Annotated in this window: 9 protein-coding genes; 6 read left to right on the top strand and 3 right to left on the bottom strand. The window is 37.2% G+C overall.

Annotated elements, in window-relative coordinates:
• Window positions 1–22 precede the first annotated feature (22 nt).
• From HEQ28_RS13195 to HEQ28_RS13185, 3 genes are read left to right on the top strand one after another with little or no spacing between them, the layout of a single operon-like run.
• Window positions 23–1696, top strand: coding sequence for a SusD/RagB family nutrient-binding outer membrane lipoprotein (locus HEQ28_RS13195; protein ID WP_434503138.1), 1674 nt, complete (start codon window positions 23–25; stop codon window positions 1694–1696).
• 36 nt (window positions 1697–1732) lie between these two features.
• Window positions 1733–2980, top strand: a complete 1248-nt coding sequence (locus HEQ28_RS13190; RefSeq protein ID WP_434503137.1) for a hypothetical protein — start codon at window positions 1733–1735, stop codon at window positions 2978–2980.
• 20 nt (window positions 2981–3000) lie between these two features.
• A complete protein-coding gene (locus HEQ28_RS13185; protein WP_434503136.1) occupies window positions 3001–5328 on the top strand; it encodes a glycoside hydrolase family 3 N-terminal domain-containing protein in 2328 nt (775 codons plus the stop codon).
• Window positions 5329–5452: 124 nt separating this feature from the next.
• On the opposite strand, the gene HEQ28_RS13180 is transcribed toward HEQ28_RS13185, so the two are convergent.
• From HEQ28_RS13180 to HEQ28_RS13170, 3 genes are all read right to left on the bottom strand, one after another.
• Window positions 5453–6667 (bottom strand): NADP-dependent isocitrate dehydrogenase, encoded by a 1215-nt coding sequence (locus HEQ28_RS13180; protein WP_434503135.1) that lies wholly within the window; start codon window positions 6665–6667, stop codon window positions 5453–5455.
• A gap of 205 nt (window positions 6668–6872) precedes the next feature.
• Entirely contained in the window at window positions 6873–7724 is an 852-nt protein-coding gene (locus HEQ28_RS13175; protein ID WP_434503134.1) for an OmpA/MotB family protein, read from the bottom strand.
• A 156-nt stretch (window positions 7725–7880) separates the two neighbouring features.
• Window positions 7881–8393 (bottom strand): HD domain-containing protein, encoded by a 513-nt coding sequence (locus HEQ28_RS13170; protein WP_434503133.1) that lies wholly within the window; start codon window positions 8391–8393, stop codon window positions 7881–7883.
• Window positions 8394–8592: 199 nt separating this feature from the next.
• Here HEQ28_RS13170 and HEQ28_RS13165 point away from each other — a divergent pair, with 199 nt between their 5' ends.
• The 3 genes from HEQ28_RS13165 (at window position 8593) to HEQ28_RS13155 (ending at window position 12595) form a co-directional block, all read left to right on the top strand.
• On the top strand, window positions 8593–9414 hold the full coding sequence (locus HEQ28_RS13165) for an energy transducer TonB (protein WP_434503132.1): 822 nt from the start codon (window positions 8593–8595) through the stop codon (window positions 9412–9414).
• Window positions 9415–10482: 1068 nt separating this feature from the next.
• Window positions 10483–11439: a methylenetetrahydrofolate reductase gene (locus tag HEQ28_RS13160; RefSeq protein WP_434503131.1), complete on the top strand. Its 957-nt coding sequence runs from the start codon at window positions 10483–10485 to the stop codon at window positions 11437–11439.
• A 4-nt stretch (window positions 11440–11443) separates the two neighbouring features.
• Window positions 11444–12595, top strand: a complete 1152-nt coding sequence (locus HEQ28_RS13155; RefSeq protein ID WP_434503130.1) for a DNA polymerase III subunit — start codon at window positions 11444–11446, stop codon at window positions 12593–12595.

Below are 12595 nucleotides of genomic sequence, written 5' to 3'. Positions count from 1 at the left end.
ATAAAATAAAGGAGATTAAGAAATGAAAAATTATAAATCATATTTGATAATATTATTGGCTATAATAGCTCCGATTATCACTGTTTCTTGTAGTGATGACTACATGAACGACATGAATACGGACCCATCAAAGGCTGCAACAATAGATCCTAACGCACAGCTTACTACAGCAGAGTTGCAAACTTATGGAGACCTGAGCATGGTAGAAATATACCGTAATTATTTCTATGCTTTCTCACAGCAGTTGATGGGATGTTGGAACACCACTAACTATGGAGGACGACATACTGTTGACAATCAGGAAATGAGCCGCATCTGGACAACTATTTATCCGAATGCAATAAAGAATCTTACTGATGGAGAGATTCGTACTAACGGTAATAAAGAGAAATCAAATTTAAACGCAGCCATTCGCGTGTACAGAGTTTATCTGATGTCTATAATCACAGACACCTATGGCAATGTACCTTATTCTGAGGCTGGACTTGGATTCTATGGAGGAATAACAAACCCAAAATTTGACTTACAAAAAGATATCTATACCGATTTCTTCCAGCAGCTTGACTCTGCTACAACTATGCTTAATGCAGCTGGAGACAAAATTAGCGGTGATGTCATATATAAAGGTGATGTTGCAAAATGGAAAAAACTCGCCAACTCCCTTAGACTACGCTATGCTATGAGAATTTCTGATGTTGAACCTGATAAGGCTAAAACAGAATTCATCAAAGCTCTTAATGCTGATGGTGGTATTATAGAAAATTCTACCGATGATGCATTAATTAATTATATGTCTATTGCATTCAGTTTTGGTCAAGAGAGCTATTCTGATTTCCGTGGAAACGCGCTTTCAAAATTGCTTTTCGGTAACGACCCTACAAATAATCCTAGCTACATTTGCTCTACTCTTTTTAATCAGTTAAATGATAACAACGACCCTAGAACATTTATGATGTCACGTTGCTATTATGATAAGCTGATGAGCTCTACTGGTACAGAAAATCGAATCGACATCACCGATGAAGTTAAGAGTAATAACAAGTTTACTCCTAATGTCCCGGGTGCTTTTTCTTGGGAACCTTGGCCAACTGGATTCAAGAGTGATAAGTTGACTGAAATTGCAAAGAACAATCCTAATGTAGATCCTAATGTAGCTCGTGAAGTTGAGCCTAAACTTGCCAATAACTTTTTAAAAAGCGACAATCCTGGTGTTGTAATTACTTCAGCAGAAGTTGATTTTCTTTTAGCAGAGGCTACTTTGAAAGGATGGATAAGCAACAAGGGCACAGTTACAGACCTATATACAAAAGGCGTGCGCGCGGCTATGGACTTTCTTTCAAATAATTATGGATGCGACAAAGTTTCTGATGCAGACTTTAATGCATATATAGCCAACAATGGTGTGGGCCACACTGCAGAACAGGCTAAAGCTGCCATAAACACACAGGCATGGATATTACACTTCACAAATCCTGCTGAATGCTGGGCTAACGTTCGTCGCTCTGGGTATCCAGTAATGAAGTCACCTAAAGATTATGGATTTGGACAATATCTTACTGGTGGTGACGATATTCCTGTGCGTCTTTGTTATCCTGTTCTTGAATCTTCTTATAACAAGCAAGGCTACAATGATGCGTTGCAACAAATGGGAGGAAAAGATGATTGGCATACCCATGTATGGTGGGATGTAAAGTAATAGTAAATTAAACGACATATTAAAATTTAGAATAATATGAAAAAGATATATTTTATGTTGTTGGCAGTTCTCACAATGGCGGTTACCGTTACTTCTTGCAGTGACAATGATCCGTTTGCCACAGCTACATCGAATGATAATCCACACATTCTGGATCCAGTATTTCCAAACAGGGTTAATGGAGAACTTCCAGTAATTTCAGAATTCAATCGTGACGGAAGTTTCTCTATGACAGTTACAGTAACGCCTGCCGAGTTCACTACGGTTACTTGGAACTTTGACGGTCAGGAATCTCATACAGGTACAGCAATAGACACAACTCTTCTCGCAGGAACTTATGACGTTAAAGTCATTGCAACTACAGTTGAGGGCAAGTCTACATTCCGTGAGGGGTTGGTGAAGGTTAAACCACTAGACAGCGATCCATATACATCTACAGTTGGGGTAGAACGTATCGTTGCTTCCGGCGGTAATGCAACTCTGTTCGGTGGAAATCTTACCAACGTAAAAAGTCTTGTCATTGGTGGTGTTACCATTGACGCACAACCTGCAGCTGATGGTAATTCATTAAATTACACTGTTCCGACAACACTTGCCGATGGTAGCTATCGTGTAACAATGGTAACTTCTGACGGAAAAATGTATGGCGCTGATAAAATAACGATTAGCAAACAGACCATGGTTGTTGATGCAGCAATACGTTCAAGTGCTAAAGCTCCAGTAACTATTAATGGTATTAATATGGAGAATATAGCTTCAATGACAATAAACGGTAATACTATTACAGAGTTTGCAGCACAGACTACTACATCTGTAACATTTACATGTCCAGATTTAGAAGCAGGAGATTATGTTATGACAGCAAAGACAAAAGCTGGTGATGGCGTGATGTTCAATATAAACAACGCCTTTGTTGCTACTGGCAAACTTACAGTTACATCAGAAAAGACTTTATGGGAAGGACACAGTTATGTTTCATGGGAACTTCCTGATGGAGATCCAAACAAAATTTTCCAAAGTACAGTCTCTTCTATGTTTGAAAATGTAAATGTAGGTGCACACGTCAGAGTTTACTACTCGCTTAAATCTAGCGATTCTTATCATCAAATACAACTTATGACTCCGCAGTGGACTCTATTGTCTGTAGGTACAAAGAAAGATATCTCTGCAGACGGCGTTTGGGAATTTGTACTTAACGATGATGACCGCAACCTTATCATTAGTCAAGGAGCTTTGGCTATTGCGGGTCATGGATTTTATGTAGACAGAGTTACTGTAGAATAAACATATACAGAGAAGTAAATATGTTATTTAAGAATAAACTAGTAATACTACCGGTTATCTTAATGGCTGCTTGTAAAATACAAGCAGCCGTACCGGTAATAAAAGAAGATGTGAAAATAGAACAAAAAGTCAACAACACTCTCAACAAAATGACTATCGACGAAAAGGTAGGACAAATGATGGAGATAGTGGTTGACCTTTTGGGTAATAATGACAAAAATGGAGTATTCCATATCAACATAGCAAAAGCTGATAGCATATTCAATCGCTATAAGATAGGATCAATTCTGAATGCTCCAAATACAATAGCTCCGACAGCGAAGCTTTGGGAAAAGTATTTGTCTGACATTCAGAAAATATCGATTAAGCGTATAGGTATACCATGTATTTATGGGCTAGATCAGAATCATGGTTCTACATATACCCAAGATGGAACCCTTTTTCCACAAAACATTAATATAGCTGCCACATTTAATAGAGATCTGGCACGTCGCTGCGCAGAAGCTACTGCGTATGAAACACGTGCGATAAGTGTTCCATGGAGTTATAGCCCCACAGTGGACTTGGGACGTGATCCTCGTTGGCCCAGAATATGGGAAAATTTTGGAGAAGACTGTTTCCTTAATGCAGAAATGGCTAAAGCTATGGTTGTAGGATTTCAAGGAAATAATCCTAATAATATAGATAATCAACATATTGCGGTATCTCTTAAACATTATTTGGGATATAGCGTTCCTTGGACAGGAAAGGATAGAACACCAGCGTATATTTCTCCAGCAGACTTGCGTGAAAAATTTTTCGCACCATTTCTTTCAGGAATCAATAGTGGAGCACTTTCAATAATGGTTAATTCAGGATCTGTAAACGGAATGCCTGTTCATGCAAATCATGAATTACTTACTACATGGTTGAAAGATCAAACTGGTTGGGATGGAGTCCTTGTTACTGATTGGGCAGATATAAATAATCTTTATACGCGCGAAATGGTTGCGAAAGATAAAAAAGACGCATTGCGAATTGCCATAAACGCGGGTATTGACATGATTATGGAACCATACGATCCTACCACATGTGATATTTTGAAAGAATTAGTATTAGATGGCAGTATTTCTATTGACAGAATTAATGATGCTGTAAAACGCATACTTCGTATGAAGTATCGTTTAGGATTGTTTAATCATCCAACACAGAAACTTTGTGATTATCCTAAGTTTGGAGGTAGCGAATTTGCCAACCTGAGTTTAGAAGGAGCAACAGAAAGTATAGTCCTTCTAAAAAATGAGAAATCTATACTCCCATTGAAAAAAGGACAGAGAATACTATTGACTGGTCCCAACGCTAATCAGATGCGCTGTCTTGATGGTGGTTGGAGTTATACATGGCAAGGAAATCTAACAGATAAGTTTGCAGGAAAATACAATACGATATATGAGTCTTTCTGCAATAAGTATGGAAAGGAAAATGTAAAACTTTGCCAAGGAGTAACTTATAACGAGCAAGGAAAATATTACGACGAGAACGTGTCTGATATTGAAACTGTAGTAAATGCAGCATCTTCTGCGGATGTAATAGTGGCTTGTTTAGGTGAAAATTCATATACGGAAACTCCAGGTAATCTCACAGATTTAACATTATCATTGAATCAAAGAAATCTTGTAAAAAAGCTTGCTGAGACAGGCAAACCTATTCTTCTTGTTCTCAATGAAGGTCGCCCACGCATTATCTCCGACATAGTACCATTGACGGATGGAGTTGTAGATATAATGCTTCCAGGAAATTATGGGGCTGATGCTTTAGTAAATTTATTGTCGGGAGAACGTAATTTTTCAGGAAAACTTCCATACACATATCCTAGTGAAATAAATTCACTTGCTAATTATGATTTCAAGAAAAGTCAGGAAGTTGCAACAATGGAGGGTGCTTATGATTATAATGCTAAGATAACTCAACAGTGGCCATTCGGATATGGGAAAAGTTATACTGAGTATAAATATAGCAACTTGCGAATTAACAAAACACATTTCTTGAAGGATGACACTATTGATGTTTCTGTTGATGTGAAGAATATTGGTGATAAATTGGGAAAAGAAAGTGTTCTTCTTTACAGTTCAGACCTCATTGCCTCCATGACTCCCGACGGACGTAGACTGCGTGGCTTTGAAAAACTGGAACTGCAACCAGGAGAAACAAAAACTGTAACAATAAGTCTTTCTGCAAATGATTTGGCATTTGTTGGATATGATGGTAAATGGATTCTTGAAGAGGGAGATTTTAATCTTATGATAGACAATCTAACGGCAAAGATCACATGTGATGCCACTTATAAATGGAACTCGGCTAATAAATAGGACTTATAAAGTAATGATTCAAGATTAATAAATTATTTTCAGGAATAAAGAATTAGTCCGCTGTAGCAAAAAATGCTACAACGGACTTTTTATATAAATCCTATCGCCAAAGAGCAATTTAATCTTATTTACTAAGACTTACCTCTAAGTTTTTTCTTATAGCAGCAATAAACTCATCACTGTTGGCTTGCTTTGTCTCAACACCTTCCATAAGATTTACTAAGTCTTTTGTTGCTATTCCTGAATTAAGTGTATCAAGACATGCCTGTTCAAGCTTGTCACCAAACTCAACCAATTCTTTTATGTTATCAAGTTCACCTCGTTTCTTAAGCGCACCACTCCAAGCAAATATCGTTGCCATAGGATTTGTACTTGTTTCTTCACCTTTCAGGTATTTATAATAGTGCCTTGTTACTGTTCCGTGAGCAGCCTCATATTCATATTTACCATCAGGAGATACTAATACAGATGTCATCATTGCTAGTGAGCCAAACGCCGTTGATAGCATGTCGCTCATCACGTCACCATCATAGTTCTTACAAGCCCATATAAATCCGCCCTTACTGCGTATTACTCGTGCAACAGCATCGTCAATAAGAGTGTAGAAATATTCAATTCCAAGTTTTTCAAACTCCTGCTTATAATCTTTCTCATACACTTCTTCGAATATCTGTCGGAACTGTGCATCATAAGTTTTACTAATAGTATCTTTTGTAGCAAACCACAAATCTTGTTTTGTGTCTATTGCAAATTTAAAACAGCTATGAGCAAAAGATGTTATACTCTTATCAGTGTTGTGCATTCCTTGAATAACTCCAGCACCGTCAAAGTTATGAATCTCTACCTCCTGTTTCTTTCCGCTTTTACCTTCAAATACGAGCTTTGCCACTCCTGGTTCATCGGCACGAATCTCCACGCTCTTATAAACATCACCATAAGCATGACGAGCGATAGTTATTGGTTGTTCCCAATTCTTCACAACTGGACGAATTGAAGGTATTGTTATAGGAGCTCTGAATACTGTTCCGTCCATAATGCTTCGTATCGTGCCGTTAGGACTTTTCCACATCTTATGCAGATGATATTCATCCATTCGTTGAGCATTTGGAGTTATTGTTGCACATTTCACAGCCACGCCGTATTTGCGTGCCGCATTAGCAGAATCTATTGTTACTTTATCATTAGTCTTATCACGGTTGGGCAGACCGAGATCGTAGTATTCAGACTTCAAGTCAACAAAAGGAAGAATCAGTTCATCCTTGATCATCTTCCAAAGAATACGTGTCATCTCGTCACCGTCCATTTCCACTAATGGTGTGGTCATTTTAATCTTTTCCATAAAAGCTATACTTAAATTATCAATAGTGTTTGCAAATTTAGAAAAAAGATTTCATATTAACGAAAAAAGCTGCCGAATTGTTGTTAATTGATAGTTTTTGCATTAAATATGCTATCCCAAGAAATGAAAACAAAAAAAATGGCGCAGAACTCATTTTTATTGAGTCCTACGCCATTTATATAACCTTTTTACCTTTTAATATTCTTTATTTATCTTCAGGTGCCTTGTCTATCAAGTCCATAAACTGATCTAGCTTTGGAGTGATGATAATCTGAGTACGGCGATTACGCTGCTTTCCGATTTCAGTATCATTTGTAGCGATAGGATTAAATTCGCCGCGTCCACCAGCAGTGAGACGTTTTGGATCTACGCCATAATGATCTTGCAAATACTGAACAACACTAGATGCACGAAGTGCTGAAAGGTCCCAGTTATTACGAATATTCTTCATGCTCGGAGCCGTAGGGTTTACTGCTACGTTATCGGTGTTACCCTCAATCAACACATCATAGTCCTTATAGTCCATGATGATTTTAGCAATTTTGCTCAATGTCTCAGCAGCACGGTCGTTAATTTCATAACTTCCGCTCTTGTAAAGCATATTGTCTGCAAGTGATATGTAGACAACACCTTTAAGAACCTGTACATCAACTTCCTTCATCTCGTCCTTGCTTAAAGAACGTGTCAGGTTGTTAGTGAGTACCAAGTTAAGAGAATCACTCTTGCTCTTCACCTCAACCAAGTGGCGAATATAGCGGTTACTCTCATTTATCTGATCAACAAGTTTTGAGATGTTGATATTGTTTGAATTTGCATTTGTCAGACTCTTATCCAAAGATCCCTGCAAAGATGCATAATCTCGCTTCTGCTGTGCCAATTGATCTTCAAGACTAGCCACACGAGCCTTAGTTGCAGCAAGCTGCTCCTTAGAATCCTGATAGTTTGAAGACAGTTCTTTGTTTTCTGTCTGGCAATTCAGCAATTCCTTTTTGCTTGCACAACTGCTTATTAGCAATGTTCCAGCTATAAGTGTTAGTATTAAAACTTTTTTCTTCATATCTATAAATTTTAAGTTCATTATGGTTGCAAATATAATTATTAGACGCATAAAACAATAAAATGTTTACTCCGTTTATAATATTTTAAATTATTAGTGATTATTTTAAGACAGCAAGACTGTTTATCCTCGCTTTTTCACTTTAAAATATAAGCTTCAAGATTGTTCTGTGATTACATTATACATATTATCCAGCAAGTCTAGTCCTGATTTTGTGCGGAATATTTTCGCCCGAACATTTTCTATAGCTTGAGAGATGAGATGATCTTCATATATATTTACAAGAAAGTCTGATTCAACAAGAATTTGATAATCAAGACCATCTATATTATTATATGTATGATGATGAGCTATAAGATAGCATATTCTATCTATTTGTTGATTACTATATCCTCCTAGTGAAGAAAGAAGTTTACGAGCTTCGTCCGGTCCTTCCTTCTCTTGGTATTTACCATTAGATGATCCATATTTTTCTTCACTAATATGTATTCCTATATCATGCAATATTGCTGCAGACTCAAGAATCGACATAAGGTTTTCGCCTATCCCCTCTAAAGTTCCTATTGTGACGGCATAATCATGCACTTTCATAAAATGCTGAATTCTCATAGCGTCGCCTTTATCATATTCCGTCATAGCGGCTATAAGCTTTGCGTGTTGTATATCCATTTTACTTGATATTTTGACTACAAAGATAAGCCAAACTAGATCAAAGCGTATAAAATAAGTGAAAAAACAACGATATTTTTTCTTTGATGTGAAAAAATAACTATATTCGCATGCATTTATAAAAAATATATAATATTAATTGAAATCGGGCAATTGACACAATAGGCAAAAGCCATATCATAACAAGGTAAATATTGGGATGAGAAAAATTGACATGACATCCAAAGAATGGTGTGATATAATCTTTGAAGGGAAGAACAAAGAGTATGGTGCATACAAGTTGCGCATCAATTCTGCACGTCGCAATACAATTGTGATGATTGCTTTGGTGACGATTGTTGCATTGCCGTTCTTATTTATGTTAATAGTTATGCTTTTCACTCCAAAGGAAAAATATGACATGGACCTTGATCAAGTATTGTCAGAAATGAAACCTGCCCAAAATAAATATAAGTTATCTGCGCCTAAGCTGCTTAAAGTTGAGCATAAAAAGATATCAAAAAAAGATGGCAAACGCACTGCATATACAGCGCCAGTCATCATGGCCGACAAAGACGTTACATCTTCTGGACTTACTGATAGCGGTGACGCAGCAAAAGGCACAGCGTCAAATTCAGTAAACATACCAGCGGACACTACTGGTTTTGCTAATAAAACGACTACTCACAATGGTGTTAATGCTAACACTGATAAGATATTGTTTAGAGTGATTGAAGAGCTACCAGAATTTCCTGGAGGTGCCACAGAATATATGAAATGGCTTACTCGTAATCTTCATTATCCTAAATCTGCAGAAGAAAAGAAAATTGACGGAAAGGTTGTAGTAAGTTTCATTATAAACAAAAATGGAACAATTTCTGATATAAAAATTGTAAAGTCATTGGATCCAGATTGTGATAACGAAGTACTTCGCGTTATGAGGAAAATGCCTAAATGGAAACCAGGAACAGAAAAGGGACGCCCAGTACGTACAGAATATGTAATTCCTGTCGTATTCAAAGGATTGACTACTACTCCATAAGCTTTATATTCATTTATTCAAAGAAAGGTCTACCAGAAAAGTTTTTTTAATGCCACTAATGTCATAATGTCACAAACCCTTTGTTTATAAGGGGTGAGCCAGTGACATTAAGTGACATTATAGGGGTAAAAGTGACATTAAACTCCAAATCACACTTGTTTTTCGCGTTTTTTTCGCAATTATGCTATTTACATAAATACATATTTATGCTAATGGAGTCTTGTCGAACACAAAGGGTAACTTCCTGAGCAGCAAGAATAATTCAAAAATCAACGTCATACATATATGAACATGAAAGAATGAATTTAAGGATACAAATGTATTTGGAAACTGTAGCACACAAACTATTACCTAAATTTTCACAGCTTTTGGGTAATTCGATTACCTCAACACGTGGGTAATCCGATTACACAACGTAGGTAATCGGGTTACACAACGTGGGTAACTCAATTACTCACGCTAGGTAATTGAATTACCTAACATGAAAAAGGATATTACATGACGTAGGTAAACAAATGATTATCTATGAAACGACAAGATTGGGGTGATAAAGATTGCCACGATTATTACAGTTCGGTTCTCATATAGAAACTTAACATATTGCGACGTGTGGCATAAATGAAGACAGGTACAGATCATTAGAAACAAAAATGTGCCTATACCTGTACAGCATATTTGGTGAAAAATCGCCAAAAACAGGTGTGATTTGGAGTTTAATGTCACTTTTACCTCTATAATGTCACTTAATGTCACTGGCTAAAGCCCGATAAACAAAGGGTTTGTGACATTATGACATTAGTGGCATTAAAAAAACTTTTTCTGGTAGAGTTCTAAGCCCATTTATGAAGGATATCCCCCTCCATAAATGGGCAAAGGTTCTATTTTGATTTTAGTTTCATTATATAATTACATCTTTTGTTTTTATGATAGACCATAAATAAAGTGATATATTTGAAAAAGTTGAACCAACTTGTTTGTAAGACCGTTAACGTCATTTTTATTATTTTCTTCGTTTTTTATATAGTTTTTTACTAACTTTGCAACAAATTGTACCTGCGCCCGACAAACATGAAAGTAATAGAAATAATAAACCAGAATAAGGGTAAACGAAAATTATCATTTGAAGTGCTGCCTCCATTAAAAGGAAACGGCACAGAAAATCTGTTTGCGACAATTGACAAGCTAAAAGTATTCGACCCGCTTTATATAAATATTACCACTCATCATAGCGAATATGTCTATAAGGAACTTCCTAATGGACAGTTTGAACGCAACAGGGTGCGTAGACGTCCGGGAACAATAGCTATAGCTGCTGCTATAAGAAATAAATACAATATTCCAGTGATTCCACACATAATTTGTAGTGGAGCCAGTGCTGAAGACATTGAGTACGAACTACTTGATTTACAATTTCTTGGTATAGAAGACCTATTACTGCTTCGTGGTGACAAGGCTAAAGATGACAGAATATTTACCCCAACAAAAGGTGGGTATACACATACAACAGAACTTATTGAACAGGTTAACAATTTCAACGATGGTTTCTTCAACGATGGGACTCCTATCAAGCATCCTGGTGAGAAATTCACTTTTGGTGTAGCCGCTTATCCAGAACGACATGAAGAAGCTCCTAATTTGGAAATGGACATTAAATACCTGAAAATGAAACAGGCTCTTGGTGCGCAGTATGCTGTAACACAACTGTTTTATGACAATAATAAGTTTTTTGATTTCGTAAAACGAGCGAGAGAAATGGGCGTCACCATTCCTATCATTCCAGGAATAAAACCTTTGGCAAAACTTTCACAGTTAACAATCGTACCACGAACATTCAGATGCGATTTACCTGAAGCTCTGGCTGAGGAAGTAATAAAATGCAAGACTGATGATGACGCAAAGAAATTAGGTATAGAATGGGGCATACAACAATGCAAAGAACTCTATGCCGCAGGATTTGAAACTATCCATTTCTATACAGTTTCAGCAGTAGACAGCGTAAAGGAAATAGCTAAGGAAATATTATAGACAGATGAAGTTCAGTGATGTTATAGGTCAGGAAGAGGCAAATGAAAGACTCAGACAACTTGTTGAAGAACAGCGAGTGCCAAGTACCATGATGCTATGCGGTCCGTTGGGAAGCGGTAAAATGGCTCTTGCAATGGCTTTCGCGTCATACCTCTTAGGTGAACGTGACGGAGAAAAATCATTATTGAGTGACCCTATGGCAATAAAGAACGCCGAAGCGATGCTGAAAAATTGGGAACATCCAGACCTTCACTTCACTTATCCTGTTATTAAACCAGCAGGAATGTCTGCCGATCACAAAATGATTAGTGACGACTTTACCAGAGAATGGCATGAAATGATTTCAGAAAGTCAATATTTCTTTATGGATAACTGGCTCGCTAAAATGGATGCAGCCAACCAGCAAGCTATTATTGGTGCGGGAGAAAGCGACGAACTTACTCGAAAGATGAGTTTGAAATCAAGTCAGGGTGGATATAAAGTCAGTATTATATGGCTCCCGGAGAGGATGAATGCCGAATGTGCCAACAAACTATTGAAACTATTGGAAGAACCGCCACACAAGACGGTATTCATAATGGTTTGTGAAGAACCTGAACTGCTGCTTGACACTATAAAAAGCCGTACACAAAGAATAGACATAAAGAAGATTGATGACAATGCCATAGAAAAAGCTTTAACTGAACGACGTGGACTAGACCAAGACATTGCACACAGAATTGCACGTATAGCTAACGGCAACTGGATGCGCGCACTAGAAAATCTTGATGCAGGAAACGAAAACCGTCAATTCCTCGACATGTTCATAATGTTTATGCGACTGTCGTATCAACGCAACATCAAGGAACTTAAGAAATGGAGTGAGATTGCATCTACAAGCTACGGAAGGGAAAAGCAGCGTCGCATGCTTAACTATTTCTCTAGAATGGTAAGAGAAAATTTCATGTATAACTTCAAACAAGAAGAGTTGTGCTATATGACTCAAGAGGAGGAGAACTTCTCTAGCAAATTTGCAAGATTCATTAACGAAGCCAATGTGATAGAGATCTCAGAACTATTGCAGAAGGCAAGAAGAGATATAGGGCAGAATGCCAACGGAAAGATTGTTTTTTTCGATCTGGCTCTGCAAATGATTGTTTTACTAATTAGAAAATAA

It is taken from the genome of Prevotella sp. (assembly GCF_051059605.1).
Classification (GTDB): Bacteria; Bacteroidota; Bacteroidia; order Bacteroidales; family Bacteroidaceae; genus Prevotella.
The sequence above is the reverse complement of the archived record's forward strand: the minus strand, read 5'-3'. Positions and strand labels throughout refer to the sequence as shown.

Coding starts and splice junctions, on each gene's coding strand:
- HEQ28_RS13170 (WP_434503133.1), bottom strand. CDS start 8,393: ATGGATATACAACACGCAAAGCTTATAGCCGCTATGACGGAATATGAT.
- HEQ28_RS13180 (WP_434503135.1), bottom strand. CDS start 6,667: ATGGAAAAGATTAAAATGACCACACCATTAGTGGAAATGGACGGTGAC.
- HEQ28_RS13155 (WP_434503130.1), top strand. CDS start 11,444: ATGAAGTTCAGTGATGTTATAGGTCAGGAAGAGGCAAATGAAAGACTC.
- HEQ28_RS13175 (WP_434503134.1), bottom strand. CDS start 7,724: ATGAAGAAAAAAGTTTTAATACTAACACTTATAGCTGGAACATTGCTA.
- HEQ28_RS13165 (WP_434503132.1), top strand. CDS start 8,593: ATGAGAAAAATTGACATGACATCCAAAGAATGGTGTGATATAATCTTT.
- HEQ28_RS13160 (WP_434503131.1), top strand. CDS start 10,483: ATGAAAGTAATAGAAATAATAAACCAGAATAAGGGTAAACGAAAATTA.
- HEQ28_RS13190 (WP_434503137.1), top strand. CDS start 1,733: ATGAAAAAGATATATTTTATGTTGTTGGCAGTTCTCACAATGGCGGTT.
- HEQ28_RS13185 (WP_434503136.1), top strand. CDS start 3,001: ATGTTATTTAAGAATAAACTAGTAATACTACCGGTTATCTTAATGGCT.
- HEQ28_RS13195 (WP_434503138.1), top strand. CDS start 23: ATGAAAAATTATAAATCATATTTGATAATATTATTGGCTATAATAGCT.